A 23,710-nucleotide genomic window follows, 5' to 3' on the forward strand; every position below is an offset into this window, starting at 1 on the left:
CCGACCAGACAGCAGGCTTCACAGGTGACGCAGATCGGCAATGGCAACGCCCGCCATCGAGTGACGTTGCCCGACGGCACGGAGATCACCCTCGCCTGGGCCGCCGTCACCGATACGGGGTTGCGCCGCGAGGTCAACGAAGACAGCTTCGTCGCCCAGGCGCCGATCTTCGCCGTCGCCGACGGCATGGGCGGTCACGCCGCCGGCGACTTCGCGAGCGCCGCAGTGGTCACCCGCCTCGCTGAACACGGGGGCAAGACCCTCGTGGGCACGCCCGAGATCGACCAGGCACTCCGGCTCGCCGTGCAGGACATGGGCCGTGGCGCCGGCGTCACCGACGAGGGCAGCGGCACCACGGTGACCGGGGCGGCGCTCGGCGCGATCGCCGATGAGCCCGCCTGGATCGTGTTCAACATCGGCGACTCGCGCGTCTACCGCCTCGTCGGGGGAGTGCTCGAGCAGTTGACCGTCGACCACTCCATCGTCCAAGAACTCGTCGATGCGGGGCAGATCACCCGCGAAGAAGCCGATACGCACCCGCACTCCAATGTGATCACCAGGGCGGTCGGCTTCCACGAAGCGCCCATCCCCGACTACCGTGCGATCGCCGTCGAACCCGGCATGCGACTGCTCGTCTGCTCCGACGGGCTCACCAAAGAACTCACCTCGTACGGCATCCGGCACTTCCTGGTCGCCAATCCGAAGCCCGACAAGGCCGCCAGGCAACTGCTCGAAGCCGCGCTCGGCAACGGCGGCCGCGACAACGTCACCGCGGTGATCGTCGACGTGCTGAAGGTGGTGCGGCCGGCCGGTGCGACGCGGTCCGACGACGGCGAGCTCGAGTACGCCTGACGGATGCCGCGGGCGGCCGTTCGCCCTGTGCACACTGCCCGTCGAGGCATCCGCGTCGCAGATACAATGAGCTCACCGGGCGCCGCCGGCGACTGGGCGGCGTGTGATCGACCCGTGCAGGCAGGAGGACCGTGTCTCGTCGACTGCCGTCCACTCCGCCGAATCTCCCGGGCTTCGCGTTCATCCGCGTGCTCGGTTCCGGCGGCTTCGCCGACGTGTTCCTCTACGAGCAGAACATGCCTCGACGTCTCGTGGCAGTAAAGGTGCTGCTCGCCGAAGTCGTCAACGACGACCTGCGCCAGATGTTCCAGGCCGAGGCGAACCTCATGGCCCAGCTGTCCTCGCACCCGTCGATCCTCACGGTCTTCCAGGCGAGCGTGGCTGCCGACGGTCGGCCGTACCTCGTCATGGAGTACTGTTCCGCTTCGCTCGGACAGCGGTACCGCGCGGTGCAGTTGCCGCTTGCGGAGGTACTCGCAGTCGGGGTCCGCATCGCGAGCGCGGTCGAGACGGCGCACCGCCAGGGCGTGCTGCATCGCGACATCAAGCCGTCCAACATCCTGACGACGGCATACGGCCATCCCGTGCTGTCCGACTTCGGCATCGCGGCGACTCTCGGCGAGGCCGAGGCGAGCGACGCCGTCGGGCTTTCCATTCCGTGGTCGGCTCCCGAAGTGCTGCACGACGAAGTGTCGGGCAACGTCGCCAGCGAAGTGTGGTCGCTCGGCGCCACCGTGTACTCCCTGCTCGCCGGACGGAGTCCGTTCGAGGTACCCGGCGGCGAGAACGGCTCGGGTGCACTGATGGCGCGCATCGAGAAGGCCAAGCTCGCGCCCACGGGCCGCGTGGACGTGCCGGCGAGCCTTGAAGCGGTGCTCGCGCGCTCCATGTCGCGCTCACCGGCAGGACGCCAATCGAGTGCGCTCGAGTTCATTCGAGACCTGCAGGCGGTGGAGGCGGAGCTCGGACTCGCCCAGACGCCCGTCGAGGTGGCGATGGACGATTGGGCGCTGGCGACGGCAGTCGACCTCGATGAACGCACCCGAATCAGCGGCGCCCACGGCGTCGGAGACGCTGCCGGCCGTCGTCGGCGGCCTCGCGGCGCCGGATCCGGAGCCACGCACCTCGGCGCGGATTCGCGCCCGAACGATCCCAGCACCGGCCGCGCACGCGCGACGCCGCCGCCGACGAACCGTCGACTCGCCTGGGGCATCTCGATCGTTTCGGTGCTGCTGATCGCGCTCGTCGGAGCCGGCGCCTATGCGGTGATCCAGGGCACCCGGTCGATTCCCGTGGTCTCCGATGTGCAGGGGGCGGCCGACGGCGAGGCGGTGACGTTCTCGTGGAACGACCCTGGCCTGCAGAGCGGTGACGCCTACGTCGTCCGGGTCGACGGCGCGACCCTGCCGGTGCAGCGTGAGTCGCAGGTGAGCGTTCCAGCCGACGATGGCGACCGGGTCTGCGCCACCGTGACGGTGACGCGCGACGGCAAGTCGGGTTCACCGAGTGCAGAACGCTGCGTCGACGTCGTCGTGGACCTCGGCCAAGGGGAATGATGCGCCGATTCCCCGTGCTCGACCGCTTCTCACCGCCCCGCCCCGCGATCATGACGGCGGCGGCGACGACCGCGGTCGTGGCCCTGATCGCGGGCGTCGCCGTGGCATCCGGCGGGTATGCCGCCCAGCGCGTCGATCTCGGTGACGCCTCCGTCTGGGTGCCGAGCAATGCCCACCAGTCGGTGGGCCGCGCGAACACGGCGATACTCGAACTGAATTCGGTGGTCGAGACCGGATCGACCGGGGTCGAGATCGTTCAGCAGGGTTCGACAGTGCTCGTGCTCGACACCACCCGAGCCAGCGTCGACATCATCGACGTGACCACCTCGACCCTCACCGACACGGTCGCGGTGCCGCCCGACGACGCCTCGCTCGCGCTCGCCGGTTCCCGCGTCATCGTCGCGTCCGACGGCGATGTCTGGTCGACGCCCGTCGCGGACTTCGCGCAGTTCGGCGCCGATGCCGAACCGATGCTCGTGTTCGGCGAAGGCGCCGTCGTCTCGGTCGACGACGACGGAATGCTCTTCGCCTACACCCCGTCCACCGGTGACGTCGCGCTCGTCGACGCTGCAGAGGCCGAAACCGTCGCGGCGCGCTGGCAGATCGCACCGATCGCCGGCGAGCCCGACGTGCAGATCACCTCGGTCGGCGGTCGCTGGGCTGTGCTCGACGTCGATGCGCGGAGGCTCCACCTCGACCGCGGCACCGTCGATCTCACGGCGTTCATCGAGCCAGGCGACGCCCCGGTCCTGCAAGAGCCCGCGAGAGACGGCGACGGCGGCGACGTCGCCATCGCCACTCGCCATGGTCTCCTGACCGTCGGGCTCGACGGCGGGGAGCCGAGCGAGCGGGTCGAGGGTCGCTTCGGCCTGCCCGCCGCTCCGATGATGTTCGACGGCTGCCTGCACGCGGCGTGGGCCACCGGAACGGCGTGGCGATCGTGCGGAGCCGGCGAGGCCGCGCGCATCGAGCTCTCCGAGGCGCCGGGCATCGGCGACTACGGTTTCCTCTCGAACGGCACGGCGCTCGTGCTCAGCGACCGGCGCAGCGGCGCGAGCTGGGCCGCGGCCGACGACTACGGGTTCATCGACAACTGGGACGAGTTGCTCGAGATCGAACGCGATGAGGAGACGATCGAGCAGAACGACCCCGATACGATCCCGACGATCGAGAAGAGCCAGGTTCCCCCGGTCGCCGCCGACGACGAGTTCGGCGCACGTCCGGGACGCACGACCTCGCTGCCGGTGCTCCTGAACGACTACGACGCCAACGGCGATGTGATCGTCGTCGACACCGTCGACGGCGAACTGCCGGCGGGCGTCACCATCGACCGCATCGCCGCGAACCAGCAACTGCAGTTGACCGTCGACGATGACGTGTCCGGGGTGATCGCCTTCGGGTACACCGTGGGCGACGGCGTCGGCGGCACCGCACGGGCGACCGTGCAGGTGACCCTGCGCGAGCCCGATGAGAACTCGCCCCCGGTGCAGCAACGGCAGACCAGGGCCGCAGTGGCTGCCGGTGGCCGGGTGACCACTGCCGTGCTCGGCGATTGGGTCGATCCCGACGGCGACCCGTTCTTCCTGGAGCAGGCCGCGACCGGCGCACCCGATTCGATGTCGTCGACGGCAGACGGCGTCGTCGTGTTCGATGAGAAGGGCGGTACCGGGGCCGCGCGCACCGTCTCGCTCCACGTTTCCGACGGACGCGACGTCTCGGCCGGCACACTCGAGATCGACGTGCGCGCGCCGGGCACGGTCCCGCTCATCGCCGACTCGTTCGTCGTGCTCGCCACCGCCGGTCAAGAGGTGCGCGTCGACCCGCTGCGACACGTGCGCGGCGGCTCAGGACGCATCCAGCTCAGCGCTGTTCCCGCCAAGCCCGAGGTGCAGCTGACCCCCGACTTCGACGGCGGCACATTCCGCTTCACCAGCGGCACGGTGCGCACCCACTACCTCGAGTACACCGTCACCGATGGCACCGATACGTCGACCGGCCGTGTGCGCGTCGACGTCTCCGCCCCGCCGGAACGTGACACGACACCGATCACCGTGCCGCACACCGCGTTCCTCCGAGCCGAGCAACCCGTCGACGTCGACGTGCTCGCCACCGACATCGACCCGGTCGGCGGGGTGCTCATCGTCACGGGTCTCGGTGAGCCGGCCGCCGAGGCCGGGGTGCAGATCGAAGTCGTCGAGCATCGCATCCTGCGCGTGACGCTCACCCGCCCGCTCGATACGGGCTCCACCGTATTCGGCTATCGCGTCAGCAACGGACTGGCCGAGGCCGAGGGTGAGGTCACACTCGTACAGGTGCCCGACCCGCAGCGCACCCAGCCGCCCGTCGCGGTGCCCGACACGATCGCCGCCCGTACCGGCGACGTCGTCGACATCGCCGTGCTCGCCAACGACGAGCATCCCGACGCGCTGCCCATCACGCTCGATGCCGAGCTCGAGCGCGCCCCCGACGCCGGCCTTCTCTTCGTCGACGGTGACCGGCTCCGGTACTTCGCCCCGGACGCGGCCGGCGAGTTCGAGGCGGTGTACCGCATCACCGGTCCCGACGGTCAGTCGGCGACGGCGACCGTGCAGATCTCCGTCCGTACCGCCGATCCCGAGACGAACACGCCGCCGGTGCCGGCCTCGGTGACGGCGCGAGTGCTCGCCGGCGATACGGTGCGCATTCCGATTCCGCTCGGCGGTGTCGACCCCGACGGTGACAGCGTGCAGTTGCTCGGCCAGGAGTCGAACCCCGAACGCGGCAGCGTCACCGCGCGCGGTGCCGACTGGCTCGAATACTCCTCGGGGGAGTACTCGGCCGGCACCGACGAGTTCCGGTACGAGGTCGTCGACGCGCTCGGTGAGCGCGCGACCGGCACGGTCAGGGTCGGCATCGCGCCGCGACTCGACGGCGCCAGAACGCCCATCGCCGTCGACGACCTCGCGATCGTGCGGCCTGGGCGCACGATCTCGGTTCGGGTCCTCGAGAACGATTCGGACCCCGACGGCAGCGCACTCTCGCTGCAGCGCGTCGACGTGACGCAGGGCACAGCGACCGCGACGATCGTCGGCGACCACATCGAGGTCGAGGTGCCGCCCGGTGAGGCCGAGTACGGATTCGTCTACGAGATCGAGAACGAACATCTCGGCACCGCGTCGACCTTCCTACGGGTCGTCGCCAGCGAAGACGCGCCGCTCGCCCGCCCTGAAGCATCCGACACGGTGCTCACCCTCAGCGACATCCTCGGCGAAGACCGCATCGACGTGCCGGTGCTCCGGAACGTCTTCCTCGCCGACGGCGACGTCTCCGACCTCGATGTCGCGCTGGTCGCGGGCTACGATCGCGGCGCAGAGGTGCGCCGTGACGGCAGCATCCGCGTGCAGATCGAAGACCGTCGTCGCATCATCCCGTTCTCCGTCGCGCACCCCGAAGATCCCGCCGTCGTCGCCTTCGCGTTCATCTGGGTGCCGGGCCGCGACGACGCATTGCCGCAGTTGCGCGCCGACGCCCCGAGCGTGCGCGTGATGAGCGGCGCGACGGTGACGCTCGAGCTCGACGACTACGTGATCGCCGCGTCGGGCAGACCGGTCGAACTGACGGATGCAGCGACCGTCCGCGCTTCGCACAGTGACGGTTCCGAGCTCGTGGTCGATCAGAACACGCTCCGCTATCGCAGTGAAGCCGGCTACTTCGGCCCGGCGTCCCTCTCGTTCGCCGTGACCGACGGAGAGTCCGCGGCCGACCCATCCGGGCGCACGGGCACGATCGTGATCCCGATCACGGTGCTCCCGACCGAGAACCAGCCGCCCGTCTTCACGGGGGGCGTCATCGACTTCGAGCCGGGCCAATCCAAGACCATCGAATTGCTGAAGCTCACGAACTACCCGTACCCCGAAGCTCGCGACGAACTCGTCTACGAGGTGCTGCCGCCGCCCGTCGAAGGATTCCGCTTCACGCTCGACGGTGACGAACTCACCATCGAGGCCGAGGAATCCACGGCCAAGGGCACCCGTGCCGCGATCGCCGTCGGCGTCGCCGATGATGCCGGCGACGGTCGGCCCGGCCGTATCGAGTTGCGCGTCGTGCCATCGACGAAACCGATCGCCCGACCTGTCTCCGACAGCGCGGTCGCGGCACGCGGCCGCACGACCACGATCGACGTGCTCGCCAACGACGGCGCGGCCAATCCGTTCCCCGAGGTGCCGCTCCGCGTCGTGGGCGTGCGCGGAATCGACGAGGACAGCCTGCCCGACGGCGTGTCGATCGAACCGAGCGACGACCGTTCGACCCTGAACGTGACGGTCGATGCCGGCGCTGCACCGGTGAACTCCTCGGTACAGTATCAGGTGGCCGATGCCACGGACGATCCGAGCCGCTACGCGTGGGGCACCGTGACCATCTCCGTGCAGGACCGACCCGATCCGGTCACCGGTGCGCAGGTGACCGCGTTCGGCGACGGATCGCTCGACCTCGCGTTCGGTGCCGGCGCGTTCAACAATTCCCCGATCACCGGATACGAGATCGCGCTGCTCGATGCGAGTACGCGCGAGGTGCTGCGGTCATCCGAGTGCGCTGCGACGACCTGCACCGTTCCGACGCCGGGCAACGGCCAGTCGAACGCCGTGTTCGTCCGAATCCAGGCGAAGAACGCGATCGGCCTCTCGGACGCCGTCGAGGCACCCGGACCGATCTGGTCCGACGTGATCCCGTCGCCGCCCACCGCTCTCCGCGCCGTGCCGCGCGACGGCCGGCTCCTGATCGAGTGGGCGCCCGTGTCGACCGGGGCGGGCAGCTCCGTCGGCTCCTACGTCGTCACCGTCGCGGGAGTCTCGAACGAGGTGTCGGCGGCGGCGATCTGCACGGCGAGCCTCTGCTCCGCCGAGTCGCAGCCGCTCGAGAACGGCAGCCAGGTGCCGATCACGGTCAGCGCACGCAACCAGGCCTACCCGGCGCTCGCGGTGTGGACCGAGGCCGGCGCAAGCGGCACGCCGTTCGGCCCGCCGATCGCCGGAGGCATCTCGGTCAACGGCGACGCCGCCGCCGGAACGGTCACGGTCACCTGGGATTCGTTCGCCGGAAACGGCGACCCCGTGGGCGGGTATTTCGTGCAGCGGCTCGTCGACGGTGCCTCCGAGGTTCCGAGCGGCGCTCAGGCGTGCGCGGTCACGAGCCCGGCACCGGGATCCGTCGTCGCACCGTCGAGCGGGGGCAGCGTCGCCGAGATCGTGCAGGTCGGGCCCGAGACCACGAGCCTGCAATTCGCGGGCACCGCGACCGAGGCCACGCGGTACTCGTTCGTCGTGTGGGGATACAACCGCGCCGCGTGCGCCAGCACCGAGGTCGCCGGCATCGTCGTGCGGCCGGCGCCCGGCACCATCCAGGGAGTCGACAGCCGCATGGACTTCCGGACCGCCGAGACCTACGACCGGTACATCGATCGGGTCTCGCCCAACGCGTGGCGGTACAACATCGTCGCGGTCGATGCGAGCGGTGCGCAGATCCCTGGCACGATTCGGGAGTTCCGCGGATCGGGCTGGGCCCAGGAACTCTTCGCCCGACCGTTCGGCGAGTCCGTTCGCTTCCGGGTGCAGGCGTGCTCCGTCTGGGGGAGTTGCGGCCCCTGGTCGGGCGTGCTGCCCTCCGATGCGCGCCCATCGTTGACGTTCGCCCTGCCCAGTCGGGTGTGGGACGCCGCAGCGAAGACCTGGTCGTGGACCTCGGCGCCCGAGAACTCGGGCTTGCCCGTCGCCTTCAGCTGCGGCATCGAGGGCGAGCGCGATGGCCGGCCCGCCCAGACCGCGACGAGTTGTCAGCTCCCCGAGGCGAAGCCCGCCGATCGGGTCTGGTTGGATGTTGAGATCGCGGGCGTCATCGTCCGCTACGAGAATCGCTGAGAAGGAGCACCCATGACCATGACCCCCGAGGAGGCGACGCGATTCGCCGCGACGCTCGACCGACTCGTCGGTGCGGTCGAGGAGGTGCTCCTCGGCAAGAACCGGGTCATCCGGCTCGCCTTCACCGCCCTCCTCAGCGAAGGTCACCTGCTCCTCGACGACGTGCCGGGTACCGGGAAGACGTCGCTCGCCCGGGCCATGGCGCAGTCCATCGAGGGCACGAGCAACCGCGTGCAGTTCACGCCCGACCTGCTTCCCGGCGACATCACCGGCATGACCGTGTACGACCAGAGATCGGGCGTCTTCGAGTTCCACCCCGGGCCGGTCTTCTCGAACATCGTGCTCGCCGACGAGATCAACCGGGCGAGCCCGAAGACCCAGTCGGCGCTGCTCGAGGTCATGGAAGAAGGTCAGGTCACCGTCGACGGTCAGACCCACCCCGTCGGACATCCGTTCATGGTCATCGCGACCCAGAACCCCGTCGAACAGGCCGGCACCTATCGTCTGCCCGAGGCGCAGCTCGACCGCTTCCTGATGCGCACCTCCATCGGGTATCCCGATCACGCCTCGACGATCAGGATTCTCGAGGGCGCCGACCACCGTGCCCACGAACAGCGAGTCGGCTCCCAGCTCGCCGCCGCCGAAGTCGTCGAGATGGCGGCGACCGCGCGCACCGTCTACGTCGACCCGACGATCCACGACTACGTCTCGCGGCTCGTCGACGCCACTCGAACCGCACGTGAAGTCCGGCTCGGCGTGAGCGTGCGCGGGGCGCTCGCACTCATCCGAGCTGCCAAGACGCACGCCGCCGGCCGCGGTCGGCACTATGTCGTTCCCGACGACGTGAAGGCGCTCGCCGAGCCCGTGCTCGCCCACCGGCTGATCCTCGATCCCGAAGCCGAATTCGATGGCGTGACCGCCTCGAACATGATCGCGCAAGTGCTGATCGAGACGCCCCCACCCTCGACCAGGCAGGCGGTGTGACGCTCACCCAGACCCGCACGACGATTCCCGAGGACGCCAAGAGAGAGGGCCTGCTCGCGGTCGTGATCGAACGCGCCGTCATCGCGGCGCGTGCCGCGGGTGCCGCGATCGTCACCGCTTCGGGTGCCGTGCAGGGGGTGGTGACTCCGCTCGGCTGGGCGGTGATCGCCGGTGCCGCGCTCTCGCTCGTCGTGGGGTACGTCTGGGGTTGGCTCGAGCTGATCGCACTCGGCTGGGGTCTCGCGGTGCTCGCGGCCGCGGCATCCGTCTGGCTCATCGGTCGCGGCGCCGGCAGCATCACGCTGGTGCTGCCGTCTCCTCGGGTGGTGGTCGGTGAACCCGCGGAAGCTCGACTGATCGCGGCGAACCCGGGGCGGCGACGATTCGGGGGCGTTCAGTTGGAGCTGCCGGTCGGGCGCCGAATCGTCGAGCGGGTGCTGCCGGGGCTGCCCCGCGGCGGCGCGTTCGACGAGCAGTTCGGCATTCCCACCGAGCGGCGGGGCGTCGTCGTCGTCGGCCCGGCTCGCACGGTTCGGGCCGACCCGATCGGGCTCATGCGACGCGAGTTCGTGTGGTCGGAGACCGCCGAACTGCACGTGCATCCGCGAACGGTTCCGATCGCCGCCCTCAGCACCGGCTTCATCCGCGATCTCGAGGGCTCGCCCACCCGCGACCTGACCGCGAACGACATCGCCTTCCACGCCCTGCGCGAGTACGTGCCGGGCGACGATCGCCGGTTCATCCACTGGCGCAGTTCGGCGAAGACGGGCACGTTCATGGTGCGTCAGTTCGAGGAGACCCGCCGCAGCCGCCTCATGATCCTGCTCGACCTCGACCCTGGCGCGTACACCGACGAGGCGGAGTTCGAGCTCGCCGTCAGTACCGCGGCGTCGGTCGGGGCGCGAGCCATTCGCGATGCCCGAACGGTCTCCTTCGTCGTCTCCGGACGCGCTCGCGGCACCGACTCCGCGCGGAACGCGATGCGCGAGCTGCCCACGGTGTCGCGGGACCGACTCCTCGACGCGCTCTGCGTCGTCGAGACAGACTCCGACGCGGTGATGCTGCCCGACGTCGCCCGAGCGGCTGCAGAGTCGCTCGCCGGCGTCTCCCTCGCGTTCCTCGTCACCGGCACTGCGCGCGGCATCGCACCGCTGCGGTCCGCGGCGACGCGCCTGCCGCCCGGCGTGGAGACGATCGCCGTTCAATGCTCGCCCGAGGGGAAGGCCAGCGCGCGCGCGATCTCCGGTGTGACGATCTTCGGCATCGGCTATCTCGAAGACCTGCGCGCGATGCTCGCCAGATCGGCGTCGGTCGCATGAGCACGCGAACGCCGGCAGGCGCGACCCGTTTCGCACCGACCTTCGTGACGGTCGTGCTCGTCGTGGCGATGCTCGCCGCTGCGATGGTGCCGTGGTGGCCGGTCTACGAGAGCCCCGCATTCCTCGTCTCGGCCGGTGTCGCGATCGCCGCGGGTACCGCGATCGGAGTCGTCGGCGCACGGTTCCGGCTCGCGTCGTGGATCATCGTGCTCGCAGTCTTCGGCGCCTACCTCCTGCTCGGCGTACCCAGCGCGGTGCCGGGCCGCGCGGTCGCCGGCGTGCTGCCGACGCCCGCGGGCATCGTCGAGCTCGTGGCGGGTGCCGCGCTGTCGTGGAAGCAACTCGTGACCATCTCGGTGCCGGTCGGTTCCTACCAGGCGCTGCTCGTTCCCCCCTTCCTCCTGTCACTCACCGCTGCCACCGCCGCGATCTCGATCGCGTTGCGCAGCCGGCGACCCGCGGCGGCAGCGCTGCCGCCGGCGCTGCTGCTCGTTGTGGGCATCGCACTCGGCGTGGTGCATGCGGCTTTCGCTGTCGAGGCGGGCCTCGCATTTCTCATCACCGCGGTGGCGTGGCTGGTACGCGTGTCGATCGCCGATCGCCGAGCCGTCACCAGCGGCCGGAGAGTCGAGCTCGCGCTCACCGATGCGCGACGGGTGCTCGGTGCGTCGGCACTCGTGGCCATCGCGGTCGTCGGTGCGACTGCGGCGTCCGTCGCCGTGCCGGTTCCGCCGCGCAACGTCGTGCGCGCCGAGCTGCAACCCCCGTTCGAGCCGCGCGAGCATGACAGCCCGCTCGCCGGATTCCGTGCCGCGTTCCGCGACGACATCGCCGACGAGCCCATGATCGAGGTGCGCGGCCTGCCCGAGGGGTCGGGGGTGCGCATCGCGACGCTCGACACGTACGACGGCACCGTCTACTCGGTCGGCGGGACCGATGGGGCGTCGGACTCCGGCCGGTTCACCCGCGTGCCGTATCGACTCGATCAGTCCGGGGCGGCCGAACCCTTGACCAAAGTCGAGATCGAGGTCGAGGTGCAGGGCTACGCGGAGGTGTGGGTGCCCGGCGTCGGCCGTCTCGAGCGTATGAGCTTCGGAGGGGCTCGTGCTGAGGCCCTCTCGGAGTCGTTCTTCTACAACGACGTGACGAGCACCGGCGCCGTGCAAGGCGGCATGCGGCCGGGTGACCGCTATACGGCGACCTCGGTGGTACCTGTCGGTCCCGACGACCTCGGTGGATTGCGTCCGGGCACGAGCGTGCTGCCGGTGGCACCCGAATTGCCCGAGGAGCTCGCGCAGCAACTCGACGAGTGGGCGCCGGCATCGGATGACGAGGGCGACCGGTTGCGGGCGCTCATCGAGGGCTTCCACCGGGATGGCTTCGTCAGCCATGGCGTCGGCGACGACGAGCCGTCGAGTCGATCCGGACACTCGCTCGATCGCCTGGCGGAGCTGGTGACGTCGCGCCCGATGGTCGGCGACGGTGAACAGTACGCGGTGGCTGCTGCGCTCATGGCGCGGCAGATCGGTTTCCCGGCGCGAGTCGTCGTCGGTTATCTCCCCGGCGACGACGACGGGAGCGACGGCGATGGGCGCGACGGTGAAGCGGATGTCGCGAGCGGGCCGGCACCCGACGGGTTCACTCGCTTCGTGGGCGCTGACAAGCAGGCGTGGATCGAGGTGCAACGTGCTGACGGCGCCTGGATCGCCGTCGATCCGAATCCAGCGCCGAGGGAGATCCCCGAGCGGGAACCCGACCAGCCGACGATCGTCTCGCGGCCGCAGTCGGCGCTGCCGCCGCCGGCCGAGCGCACGCCCGTCGACGAGCTCGCCTCCGATCCCGAGACTCCGCCCGATGAGCCCGATGACGATGGAGCTGCCTGGCTGCACGTCCTGATCAGGGTGCTCGGGATCTCCGGCCTCGTCCTCGCCGGGTTGGCGGTGCTCATCAGCCCGTTCCTCGCCGTGATCGTCGCGAAGATCCGTCGCCGTCGGCTGCGGCGACGCGCGCCCGACGTGGTCGAGCGCATCGAGGGCGGGTGGCAGGAGTTCGCCGATGCCGCGGTCGACTTCGGGTATGCCATACGACCGACGGCGACGCGGTCCGAGCAGGCGGCGACGGTCGGAGGGCTGGCGCCGCTCGTGCTCGCCTCGGTCGTCGATCGTGCGGTGTTCGCACCGGGCGGCCCCGCCGAGGGGGATGATCTCCGGGTCTGGGACTCGGTCGACGAGCTGCGTCAACGCCTGGGGGCCCCGAGGTCGTTCCGAGAGCGCGTGCGCGCTGCGGTCTCGCTCACTTCGCTCGGCGGGTACGCTGTGACCCGGAGAGGAGCTCGCTCGTGACGTGCCGAATCTGCGGGGCGGAGCTCCCCGACGGAGCGATGTTCTGCGGCGAATGCGGCAGTTCGACGAGCGCGACGCCCGAGTCCCGGCGCCGGCCCGATCCGCGGCCGGGTGATACGACCGTGTTCGAACGGCCGACGCGGCGCAACAGCGGGGTGATCAGCATTCCCGTCGACGGCTTTCGCGCCGCGACGCCGATCGGATCGACGGATGTCCCGGGAACGGCGTCGCTCGCCGAAGCCGAACCCTTCGTGCCTCCGGCCGCGACACAGCCACCCGCTGCAGCGAGATTCGTGCTGACATTCAGCACGGGACAGACCCGTACAGTGTTCGGCACCGGGCTGATCGGTCGCCGGCCGATGCCGCAGCCCGGCGAGGTCTTCGACCATCTCGTGCAGATCGCCGACCGGTCGCTCTCCGTCTCGAAGACCCATGTGGAGTTCGGGGAGCACGATGGCACGCTCTGGGTGGCCGATCGGTTCTCCGGCAACGGCACGATCGTGCGGCGACCCGACGACGGCGCGGTGCGCTGCGAGCCCGGCCGGCGATATCTCGTGCCGCGCGGCAGTCGAGTCGAGATGGCGGAGCAGTACTTCGTCGTGTCCTGAGCCGCGCTCGGCAGCGAGGGGCGTCCGCCTCTGAGCGACCGGCGCGCTCATGGCCGGAGCTGACTCGTCCTCCACAGCGCGTCCGGGATCGGTCTCGTCATGCAGCGAAGGTGAACCGTCGATGCGTCGAGCCGCCCGTGATCTGATCGGTCCGTGGAACGCTTCGACCCCGCCTCGCACACGATGGCCGCCCCGCTCGCCCTGCCGGCGGCGCCCTCGGAGCCGACCCGACCCGGCTTCCCGTTGCTGGCTTCGCTGGCGCCGGTGCTCGGCGCCCTGGGGCTTTGGGCGATCACCGGTTCACCGTTCTCGTTGCTCTTCGCCGTGCTCGGCCCGCTCGTGGCGATCGCGTCGATGCTCGATGCCAGACGAGCCGCGAGACGGCAGCGCCGCCGGTCCGCTGCCGAACGGCGGCAGCGACTCGATGAGCTCGCGGCCGAAATCGAGCACCGGCACGGTCTCGAACGGCAGGCGGCTTGGCGGCGCTCGCCATCGCCGCGCCGAATCCTCGAGAGTGGCGACCATGCGGCCTGGCGTGACGACGAACCGCCGACGATCGTGCTCGGGCGCGGTGTCGTGTCGAGTGTCATCCGGGTCGACGGGGGCGCGGTCGATGCGGCCGATCGAGAATTGCTGCTCCGTGCGAGCAGCCTCGGAGACGCCCCGGTACTCGCAGAGGTTCGAGCGGGCATCGGATTCGTCGGCGATCTCGTTCTGGCGAGGGCTGCGGCACGCGCGGCGATCCTGCAGTTCGCGCATCATGCGAGCCCGCGGAGCTTCGCGATCGAGGCGCCCGATCTCGACGGTCCCGATCCATGGGCGTGGATGCGGGCGCTGCCGCACCGCCACGGGCCGGCCCAGCGAGGGTTGCGCGTGGTCGACCGTGGAGCCGCGCGAGGTGGGGGTCCCGGCGCAGTGGAGGCCGGGGGAGACGCGAGCGACCCCGACCAAGCACGAAGCGGCGGCCATGCTCGAATCGAGACGGCCGCCGAGTCCCGTCGTTCGGTGCGCGATCGCCCGCCCGCACTGATCTCGGTTGCCTCGACACCGGCCGAACTGCCGCCGGGCCTCGCCACGGTCGTCGTGCTCCAATCGCCCGATGCCGCGACGCTCCGCCGACGCGATGGCGCTGCGGACTCGCCGTTCTCGCCATCGTTGATCGGCGAGGCCGAGGCCGAACGCTGGGCACGCTCGGCCGATCTCGCGGCGGAGAGAGCCGGGCTCGGTGATCGATCGGGAGCCCTTCCCCAGCGAGTCGGGCTCGCCGAACTGCCGCAGCCCGTCGTCGATCGCCACGGTCGGGCGAGTCTCCTCGCGGCAGTCGGTGCCGTCTCCGGTGGTGTGCTCGAGCTCGATCTCGTGCGCGGTGGTCCGCACGCCCTCGTCGCCGGCACCACCGGCAGCGGCAAGAGCGAGTTCCTGCTCGCCTGGCTGGTCGCGCTCGCGGCTGCGTACGCGCCGTCGGTCGTCTCATTCCTCCTGATCGACTTCAAGGGCGGAGCGGCGTTCGAGCCGATCCGCAGGCTCCCGCACGTCACCGGCATCGTGACCGACCTCGATGAGGCCGAGGCCGAGCGGGCGGTGTCGAGCCTGCGCGCCGAGCTCCGGCACCGCGAGGCCGTGCTCGCCGCTGCCGCAGCTCGCGACATCGCCGAGCTCGGATCCGGCGTCGACCTGGCGCGTCTCGTGATCGTCATCGATGAATTCCAGGCGATGATCGAACGATTCCCCGACATCGGTGCCATCGTCGCCGACATCGCAGCGAGAGGGCGCTCTCTGGGTATGCACCTCGTGCTGGCGTCGCAACGTCCCAACGGGGTGGTGCGCGAACAGGTCAGTGCCAACTGCGCGATCCGGGTATCGCTGCGAGTCATGCAGCGTGCTGACAGCGAGGCGGTGGTCGGGAGCCCCCTCGCGGCTGAGATTCGGCCGGATTCGCCGGGCCGTGGCGTCATCGATCGCGGCGACGGCAGCCCAGAGCTCTTCCAGTCCGCGATCGCCGAGCCCGGTGCGATCGCGGCGATCGCCAGTGCAGCGGCCGGGCTCGATCGAGCACGACGAACCTGGCTCGATCCGCTGCCCGCCCGCATCGCATCCGACGAGGTCGGCGGTCTCGTGAGCAGCCCGGCATCCCTGCTGCCCTCAGACGTCGACACGCCGGGAGACCCGTTGCCGGCCGATGGCCTCACGATCGGCGTGCTCGACGAGCCGGAGGTCCAGCGGCGAAGCATCGCGCAGTGGTCGCCGCGGCGCGACGGCAGCCTGCTCGTGATCGGAGAGCCGGGCAGCGGGCGGAGCACGGCACTCGCAGCGATCGAGCAGGCCGGCTCGGCTGCGTTCGGGCCCGGCGCAGTACTCAGAATCGACGGACCGAGGAGCGCGGCTTGGGACGCGATCCTGGGCGCGCAGCTCGCGCTCCGAGGGGGGAGTTCGGCGCTGCGCGTGATCGTGATCGACGATCTCGACGCGCGTTTCCGAGCCTGGCCCGACGAGTACCGCCAGAGCATATTCGATGCCATCGAGAGCATCATCCGGGAGGGGCGCGCCGCGGGCCTCGCGATCGCCGCGTCGGCAGCCCGGCCGCACGGCGTCGGTGCCGCCGTGCGCGACGGCTTCGGCTCGCGCCTGCTGCTGCGACACTCGACCCGATCGGACCTGGTGCAATCGGGAGGTCGAGGTGAACTCTGGCGTGCCGCCGAGAAACCGGGCGCGGGCCAGTGGCGCCAGTCCCGGGTGCAGCTCGTGCAGACCGAGCAGGAGTCCGCGCCGACTCGCCCATCGGTGCCCGAGCTCGAGCTGCATCGCGAACGGTCATACGCGATCGCCACCGCCTCCCCGCGAGCTGCCGCAGCGTCCATCATCTCGCTCGGCCGACCGGCGCTGGTGCTGACGGCCGGCGGCGAGGCCGCCGTCCGCGCCGCACTCGCGGCACGACCGGTCGGGGCGTCCCCGGCACCGGTCATCGTGGGCGACGGCGATGCGTGGGCGGCGAGCTGGTCGCTGGCAGCAGCACTTCGCGAGGAGGCCGTCGTCGTGATCCACGGTGGCGCCTCCGAGTATCGCGCCCTCGTGCGTTCCCGGGAGCTTCCGCCGCTCCTCGATGAGGACCCTGCGCAGTGCTGGGTCCTCGAGCCGGGCGTCGCCGTGCGACGAGCGACCTGGCCGCGTCACGCCGACCAATGAAATCGTTGGCTGAATGGCCGGAGAGGTGCTGATTCCGAACGAGATGTTCGCAGAAATTAACGATTCGGACATCATCGAGTGAAATCTGCCCGGCAGTGTGTCAGTATCTTCCCACCCTTGCACTGCAGCAAATCCCGAACGGAGTCCCCCGTGAGTCGACGCCCCCTTCCCCAGGACCCGATGATCCGCGCCCTCATCGCGCAGGCCCGTCAGGCGCAGCTGAATCGCCGCACGCTCCTCGCGGGTGCAGGTGCAGGTGCGACGGCCCTCGCGCTCGCCGCCTGTTCCACCGGAGGGTCCCAGGGCAAACCGACGCCCGCTGCCGATGCTTCGGCCGAAGACAAGACGCTCAACTGGGCCAACTGGGCCGCCTACATCGACGAGGACGACAGCGGTGCGTACCCGACCCTCGAGCGCTTCACCGCAGAGACCGGCATCGAGGTCAACTACGAGGTCGCCGTCGACGACAACAACACGTACTACGGCAAGGTCAAAGACCAGCTCGCGCTCGGCCAGGACATCGGCGCCGACACGGCGGTGCTCACCGACTGGATGATCGCCCGCTGGATCCGCTTCGGGTACGCCCAGAAGCTGAACCACGACAACATCCCGAACCTCGCCAATCTCAACCCGGCGCTGCGCGATCCCGACTTCGACAAGGGGCGCGAGTACTCGCTGCCGTGGCAGGGCGGCTTCGCCGGCATCTGCTGGAACACCGAGGCGATACCCGGCGGCCTCGAATCGGTCGAAGACCTGTGGAGCGCCGACCTCAAGGGTCGCGTCGGTGTGCTCTCCGAGATGCGCGACACCATGGGGCTCATCATGCTGCAGAACGGCGTCGACATCGCCGGCGACTGGGGCGACGACGAATTCACGGCGGGCATCGACGTGCTCCGTCAGCAGGTTGCCGACGGTCAGGTGCGCAACATCAAGGGCAACTCCTACCTCGAGGACCTGAAGAGCGAAGACACGCTCGCCGCGATCTGCTGGTCGGGCGACATCACGGTCATCAACGCCGAGGCCGGCGACAAGTGGCAGTTCGCCATTCCCACGGCGGGCGGCACGCTGTGGAACGACAACTTCCTGGTTCCCATCGGTTCCCCGCGCAAGTCCAACGCCGAGGCCCTGATGAACTACTACTACGAGCCCGAGGTCGCGGCAGAGGTCGCTGCATGGGTGAACTACATCACCCCGGTCGTCGGCGCCAAGGAGGCAGCGGCGGCGATCGATCCCGAACTCGCCGAGAACCAGCTGATCTTCCCCAACGAAGAGACCCTCGCGAAGGCCCACATCTTCCGGTCGCTCGACGGTACCGAGGAGCAGAAGTACCAGGCGGAGTTCCAGAGCATCCTGCTGGGTGCCTGAGATGTCGGTTCGCGAGTTCGCCGAACGCGGCGCAGATCTCGAGCTCGTCGGCATCCAGAAGCGATTCCCCGGCTTCACCGCGATCGAGGAGCTCGACCTCACGATCCCGGCAGGCTCGTTCTTCGCCCTGCTCGGGCCGTCCGGTTGCGGAAAGACCACCACGCTCCGGCTCGTCGCCGGCCTCGAGGAGCCGACGAGCGGCCGCATCCTGATCGGCGGCCGCGATGTCACCGAGACGAAATCCCACGAACGACCCGTCAACACGGTGTTCCAGAGCTACGCGCTGTTCCCGCACATGTCGGTACTCGAGAACGTGGCGTTCGGTCTGAAGCGGCGACGCATCGACGACGCGATCGGGCGGGCTCACGAAGCGCTGCGCCTCGTCGAGCTCGACCATCTCGCGCAACGGCGACCGGCACAGCTGTCCGGCGGACAGCAGCAGCGCGTCGCACTCGCCAGGGCGATCGTGAACCGTCCGGCACTCCTGCTGCTCGACGAACCGCTCGGCGCGCTCGACCTGAAACTCCGCCGGCAGATGCAGCTCGAGCTGAAGACCATCCAGGAGGAAGTCGGGCTCACCTTCCTGCACGTCACCCATGACCAGGAAGAGGCCATGACGATGGCCGATACGGTCGCCGTCATGAACAAGGGCGCCATCGAACAGATGGGAGCACCGGCCGAGCTCTACGAGCTGCCGCGCACCGCGTTCGTCGCGAACTTCCTCGGCCAGTCCAACCTGTTCACGGGCGAGGTGGTGGGTTCGACGGATGCCGCGATCACCGTCGACATCGCCGGTGCGCGCCTCACCGTGCCGACCGCGCGGGCCCGCCGTCATCAAGGCCACGTCACGATCGGGGTGCGCCCCGAGAAGGTGACCCTGCATCGTGAGGCCCCTGTCGAGACATCCGATCGCAACCGCATCGGGCCGGGCACGGTGATCGACGTCTCCTTCTCGGGTGTCAGCACCCAGTATCTCGTCGCCGTTCCAGGCATGAGCACGATCACGGTGTTCGCGCAGAACATCGGATCGGGCCCGATTGCGGCGGAGGGGGCGGAGGTGTGGGTGTCCTGGCAGGTCGACCACGGCTTCGGCCTCGATGACGAGGCACCGGCCCAGGTTCGGTTCCCAGCCGATGCCGACACGCGTTCGATCGCCGCGCAGCGCCGTGACGCGCTCGTCGCGGAGCTCGAGGAGCACTGACGATGGCCTTCGCCGCCTTCCAGACCGCGGAGGCCGTGCCGCAGGCGCCCAAACGTCACAGCAAGATCGCGCTCCTGCTGCTGCTCCCGGGCATTGCCTACCTGGTGCTGTTCTTCCTCGCACCGCTCGTCTCGCTGCTGCTGACCTCGCTGCAGGCGCCACGCGAGTTCGGGGACATCGGCCAATACGACTACGCGTTCAATTGGCAGAACTACGTCACCGTGGTGCAGAACTACCTGCCGCACATCATGCGCTCGTTCGGCTACGCGCTCGCCGCGACCGTGCTCGCCCTGCTCTTCAGCTATCCGCTCGCGTACTTCATCGGCGTGAAGGCCAGGCGATGGCCGCTGCTGCAGGGCCTCATGCTCGTGCTCGTGATCGCCCCGTTCTTCATCAGCTTCCTGTTGCGCACGCTCGCGTGGAAGCAGATCCTCTCAGACGAGTCGTTCATCATCACCTCGCTGAAGGCGCTCTCGTTGATGGCGCCCGACGCGCACTTCACCGGCACTCCGTTCGCCGTGATCTTCGGATTGACCTACAACTTCATCCCCTTCATGACGTTGCCGCTGTACACGACGCTCGAACGGCTCGACCTGCGATATCTCGAGGCGGGCGGCGACCTCTACGCGGGCCCGTTCACCGTCTTCCGCAAGGTGACGGTGCCGTTGTCGATGCCCGGCATCGTGGCCGGCACGCTGCTCACCTTCATACCGGCGGCGGGCGACTACGTGAACGCGAGTCGGGACTTCCTGGGCGGACCCGATACGCAGATGATGGGCAACGTGATCGAGGCCAACTTCCTCGTGCTGCTGAACTATCCGGCGGCCGCGGCGCTCTCGATCATCCTGATGGCCGCGATCCTCGTGCTCGTCGGGGTGTACGTCAAACGAGCCGGAACGGAGGAGCTGCTGTGAGCGGAGAAGTCCAGGCCGGGGCCGTGCTCGGCGGCCTCGCAGAGAGCGAGCAACGCCCGGTGCAGCGCGGGCAACGCACCGCCCGACGTGGCCGCATCGGGCTCGGCGACTGGCTGCTGCCGGCATACACGATCATCGCCTTCGTGTTCCTGCTGATCCCGATCGCGTACACCTTCGTGTTCTCGTTCAACGACTCGGTCAAGTCGAACATCGCCTGGCGCGGGTTCACCTTCGACAAGTGGCTGAACGTCTGCAACGTCGAGGGCGGCGCGGTCTGCGAGGCATTCGGCAACAGCGTCGTGATCGGACTCGCGGCGACGGTGCTCGCGACGACGCTCGGCACGATGATCGCCATCGCGCTCGTGCGGTACCGCTTCCGTGCTCGCGGGGCGATCAGCCTCTTGCTGTTCCTTCCGATGGCGACACCCGAGGTCGTGCTCGGCGCCGGTCTCGCCGCACAGTTCCTCGCCCTCGGTGTCGCGAAAGACATGACGACGATCATCATCGCGCACACGATGTTCTGCATCAGCTTCGTGGTCGTCACCGTCAAGGCGCGCGTCGCGAGCCTCGATCCCGCCCTCGAAGAGGCCGGGCGCGACCTCTACGGCTCGCCGTCGCAGGTGTTCTGGCGAGTGACGTTCCCGCTCCTGCTGCCGGGCATCGTCGCGGCTGCGCTGCTCTCCTTCGCACTGAGCTTCGACGACTTCATCATCACGAACTTCAACTCCGGGTCTGTCTCGACGTTCCCGAAATACGTGTACATCTCGGCGTCGAGGGGGATTCCGGCCGAAGCGAACGTCATCGCCTCGGCGGTGTTCCTCTTCGCGCTCGTGCTCGTGATCGTCGCACAGGTCTCGCGAACGGCGCGTGCGAAACGGCTCGCCCGGCTCGGCTGAGCCGGGGGCACACCGGGCCACAGCGCGGGCACAGCACGAGCACAGGCATCGGATGCCGCGGCGAGCGATCTCGCCGCGGCATCCGTCCGCGTGAGGTCGCGCGTCAGATGGTCGCGCGAATCGAGCCGACGCGGCGTTCGCCGCCCATGACCCAGAGGTCGAGTTCGGTCTGCACGGCGTCGATCGCCTGATCGTCGATCGCACCGGCCTGCGCGAGCAGACGCAGTGCGATGATCGTCGACGCACGCGACGACCCGTCGAGGACCTTGAGGGCGACCGTGGTGCCGTCGGGCGCCGACATCACCATGACCCCCTCGGCTCCGACCTTCGCGAACACGCCGAGACGCTCGACGGCGATCGTGTCGGGCTGGCCCGGTCCGCCGACCGCCCACGCATGCTCACGCACCGCCTCGGTGAGCGCCGCAGCCTCGCGGTACAGGGCGAAGGGCGAGCCGGGTGCCGCGGTCGTGATCTTCTGGATGCCTCGCGCGAGTCCGTTGAGGCTGATGGCGTGCACGGGCGCGCCGCATCCGTCGACCGCGGTCGCCGCCGGGCGCTCACCCGTGAATCGTTCGATCACGTCGAGCACCCGCTTCTGCAGGGGATGCTCGGGATCGAGGTAGCCGTCGAGCGGCCACTCGTTCGCGACGCATGCGAGGAGCATCGCCGAGTGCTTGCCCGAGCAGTTCATGTACACGCGCTCGCGCGGTCCGCCCGAACGGATGAGTTGCTCGCGGGCGGCTTGATCGGACGGGGCCGCCGGTGGGCAGCCCAGTGCCGATTCGGGCAGCGCCTGCCGTTCGAGCAGGCCTCGCACGAGCGCGACGTGCGCGGCGGTGCCCGAATGGCTGGCCGTCGCGATCGCGGCATCTTCTCCGCGAAGCGAGACCCCGGACGTCATGATCGCGACCGCCTGGAACGGCTTCAGGCACGACCGGGGGAAGATCGGGCTCGCCACGTCGCCGAGGGCGCGCAGCACCTCGCCCTCGGGGGAGAGCACGACGGCGGAACCCGCGTGCCGGGACTCGATGAAACCACTGCGCTCGACCACGGCGAGTTCGACGGCGTCAGATACTGAGAATGTGCCGGCCACCTGTCTTATCCGAGCGAGGCGAGGGCGTCGTCGAGCACGCGAAGCCCGTCTTCGATGAGCGCATCGCCGACTGCGAGGCTCGGGAGGAATCTCAGCACGTTTCCGTAGGTGCCGGCGTTGAGGAAGAGCACGCCGTGCTGGGCGGCGTACGCGACGAGGGCGGTGACTGCGTCGGCGTTCGGCGCCTTCGTGGTCTCGGCGGTGCCGGGCTGGACGACCTCGATGGCGATCATCGCCCCCCTGCCGCGGATGTCGCCGATGATGTCGTAGCGCTGCGCCAGTTTCTCGAGTCCGGCCCGCAGGGTCGCCTCGATGCGTCGCCCCTCGGCGAGCAGGTCGTTCTCCTCGATGGACTCGAACACGGCGATGGCGGCTGCGCAGGCGACCGGGTTGCCGCCGAACGTGCCGCCGAGACCGCCGGGCTGCGAGGCGTCCATGATCTCGGCGCGGCCGGTGACCGCGGCGAGCGGAAGCCCGCCGGCGATGCCCTTCGCCGAGAGCACGAGATCCGGCTCCCATCCGAAGTGTTCGCTCGCGTAGTAGCGACCGGTGCGGGCCATGCCCGACTGGATCTCGTCGGCGATCATGACGACGCCGTTCTCGGTGCACCAGGTCTGCAGTATGGGCAGGAACCCCTCGGCGGGAACCATGAAACCGCCCTCGCCCTGGATGGGCTCGACCACGAGGCACGCGAGGTCGCTGACGCCGACGACCTTCTCGAGGTACGCGATGGTGCGTGCTGCGGCGTCGGCGCCGGACAGGCCGTCGTGATACGGGTAGGAATTCGGCGCGTGGTAGACGTCTCCGGCCAGTGGGCCGTAGCCGGTGGCGTACGGGTGCGCCTTGTAGTTCATGGCCATCGTGAGGTTCGTGCGGCCGTGGTAGGCGTGGTCGAGCACTGCGACCGCTCGTCGGCCGGTGAACTTGCGGGCGATCTTCACGCCGTTCTCGACCGCCTCGGCGCCCGAGTTCACGAGCACGCTCTTCTTCTCCCAGGTGCCGGGCGTGTGCTCGGCGAGGAGCTCGGCGACCCGCACGTACTCCTCGTAGGGGGTGATCGTGAAGAGGGTGTGGATGACGTCTTGCAGCTGGCCGGCAGCGGCCGCGACGACGCGCTGCTCGGTATGACCGACGGTCGTGACCCCGATGCCGGCGCCGAAGTCGACGAATTGATTGCCGTCGACGTCGACGAGGATCGCGCCGTTGGCGCGCTCGATGTAGACCGGAAGCGCGGAGGAGACACCGGCCGAGACGACCTTCGATCGTCGTGCCTGCAGCTCCAGCGACTTCGGACCGGGGATGGCGGTCACGATCTTGCGCTCCTGCGGCACGGTGTAGACCGGGGCGGCGGCTGTCTGGGCGTCGATGCGGGTATCAGTCATGGTGCCCTCAGCTTATCGCCGTCGAGTGCCTCGCAGAGGCGGCGAACGAGAGGCTGACGGCCGGCTCCGCGCGTGCAGGCGATGGCGACAGGTGCAGAATCGGATGCAGCGCTGCAGGCGC

Annotated in this window: 14 protein-coding genes; 12 read left to right on the forward strand and 2 right to left on the reverse strand. The window is 69.5% G+C overall.

What is annotated here, in order from left to right:
- The first annotated feature begins 24 nt into the window (after positions 1-24).
- From AC6CH0_RS16630 to AC6CH0_RS16685, 12 genes are all read left to right on the forward strand, one after another.
- On the forward strand, positions 25-852 hold the full coding sequence (locus tag AC6CH0_RS16630; RefSeq protein WP_498102876.1) for a PP2C family protein-serine/threonine phosphatase: 828 nt from the start codon (positions 25-27) through the stop codon (positions 850-852).
- A 131-nt stretch (positions 853-983) separates the two neighbouring features.
- Positions 984-2,408, forward strand: coding sequence for a serine/threonine-protein kinase (locus AC6CH0_RS16635; RefSeq protein ID WP_498102878.1), 1,425 nt, complete (start codon positions 984-986; stop codon positions 2,406-2,408).
- A complete protein-coding gene (locus tag AC6CH0_RS16640; RefSeq protein ID WP_498102880.1) occupies positions 2,408-8,302 on the forward strand; it encodes an Ig-like domain-containing protein in 5,895 nt (1,964 codons plus the stop codon). Before AC6CH0_RS16635 ends, AC6CH0_RS16640 begins: the two co-directional genes overlap by 1 nt.
- Positions 8,303-8,314: 12 nt before the next feature.
- A complete protein-coding gene (locus AC6CH0_RS16645) occupies positions 8,315-9,286 on the forward strand; it encodes an AAA family ATPase (RefSeq protein WP_498102882.1) in 972 nt (323 codons plus the stop codon).
- Positions 9,283-10,605, forward strand: coding sequence for a DUF58 domain-containing protein (locus AC6CH0_RS16650; RefSeq protein ID WP_498102884.1), 1,323 nt, complete (start codon positions 9,283-9,285; stop codon positions 10,603-10,605). The genes AC6CH0_RS16645 and AC6CH0_RS16650 overlap by 4 nt, the downstream gene beginning before the upstream one ends.
- Positions 10,602-12,947, forward strand: coding sequence for a transglutaminaseTgpA domain-containing protein (locus AC6CH0_RS16655; protein ID WP_498102886.1), 2,346 nt, complete (start codon positions 10,602-10,604; stop codon positions 12,945-12,947). Before AC6CH0_RS16650 ends, AC6CH0_RS16655 begins: the two co-directional genes overlap by 4 nt.
- The gene (locus AC6CH0_RS16660; protein ID WP_498102888.1) at positions 12,944-13,555 is read left to right on the forward strand and encodes a zinc-ribbon domain-containing protein; all 612 of its coding nucleotides are present in this window, start codon (positions 12,944-12,946) and stop codon (positions 13,553-13,555) included. The genes AC6CH0_RS16655 and AC6CH0_RS16660 overlap by 4 nt, the downstream gene beginning before the upstream one ends.
- A gap of 153 nt (positions 13,556-13,708) precedes the next feature.
- A complete protein-coding gene (locus AC6CH0_RS16665) occupies positions 13,709-16,738 on the forward strand; it encodes an FtsK/SpoIIIE domain-containing protein (RefSeq protein ID WP_498102890.1) in 3,030 nt (1,009 codons plus the stop codon).
- 150 nt (positions 16,739-16,888) lie between these two features.
- A complete protein-coding gene (locus AC6CH0_RS16670; protein ID WP_498102892.1) occupies positions 16,889-18,103 on the forward strand; it encodes an ABC transporter substrate-binding protein in 1,215 nt (404 codons plus the stop codon).
- A 1-nt stretch (position 18,104) separates the two neighbouring features.
- Positions 18,105-19,304 (forward strand): ABC transporter ATP-binding protein, encoded by a 1,200-nt coding sequence (locus AC6CH0_RS16675; RefSeq protein WP_498103302.1) that lies wholly within the window; start codon positions 18,105-18,107, stop codon positions 19,302-19,304.
- A 2-nt stretch (positions 19,305-19,306) separates the two neighbouring features.
- On the forward strand, positions 19,307-20,218 hold the full coding sequence (locus tag AC6CH0_RS16680) for an ABC transporter permease (RefSeq protein WP_498102894.1): 912 nt from the start codon (positions 19,307-19,309) through the stop codon (positions 20,216-20,218).
- A 95-nt stretch (positions 20,219-20,313) separates the two neighbouring features.
- The gene (locus AC6CH0_RS16685) at positions 20,314-21,114 is read left to right on the forward strand and encodes an ABC transporter permease (protein ID WP_498103304.1); all 801 of its coding nucleotides are present in this window, start codon (positions 20,314-20,316) and stop codon (positions 21,112-21,114) included.
- A gap of 103 nt (positions 21,115-21,217) precedes the next feature.
- Here AC6CH0_RS16685 and AC6CH0_RS16690 read toward each other — a convergent pair whose 3' ends face one another.
- Both AC6CH0_RS16690 and gabT read right to left on the reverse strand, forming a co-directional pair.
- Positions 21,218-22,207 (reverse strand): asparaginase, encoded by a 990-nt coding sequence (locus tag AC6CH0_RS16690; RefSeq protein WP_498102896.1) that lies wholly within the window; start codon positions 22,205-22,207, stop codon positions 21,218-21,220.
- 5 nt (positions 22,208-22,212) lie between these two features.
- Positions 22,213-23,589 (reverse strand): 4-aminobutyrate--2-oxoglutarate transaminase, encoded by a 1,377-nt coding sequence (gene gabT / locus AC6CH0_RS16695; RefSeq protein WP_498102898.1) that lies wholly within the window; start codon positions 23,587-23,589, stop codon positions 22,213-22,215.
- Positions 23,590-23,710: the final 121 nt, after the last annotated feature.

It is taken from the genome of Agromyces sp. GQ35, from assembly GCF_059758475.1.

What these genes read in the sequence shown, in the direction of transcription:
- AC6CH0_RS16640 (WP_498102880.1), top strand. Translation starts at nt 2,408, where the DNA reads ATGCGCCGATTCCCCGTGCTCGACCGCTTCTCACCGCCCCGCCCCGCG.
- AC6CH0_RS16645 (WP_498102882.1), top strand. Translation starts at nt 8,315, where the DNA reads ATGACCATGACCCCCGAGGAGGCGACGCGATTCGCCGCGACGCTCGAC.
- AC6CH0_RS16655 (WP_498102886.1), top strand. Translation starts at nt 10,602, where the DNA reads ATGAGCACGCGAACGCCGGCAGGCGCGACCCGTTTCGCACCGACCTTC.
- AC6CH0_RS16675 (WP_498103302.1), top strand. Translation starts at nt 18,105, where the DNA reads ATGTCGGTTCGCGAGTTCGCCGAACGCGGCGCAGATCTCGAGCTCGTC.
- AC6CH0_RS16680 (WP_498102894.1), top strand. Translation starts at nt 19,307, where the DNA reads ATGGCCTTCGCCGCCTTCCAGACCGCGGAGGCCGTGCCGCAGGCGCCC.
- gabT (WP_498102898.1), bottom strand. Translation starts at nt 23,589, where the DNA reads ATGACTGATACCCGCATCGACGCCCAGACAGCCGCCGCCCCGGTCTAC.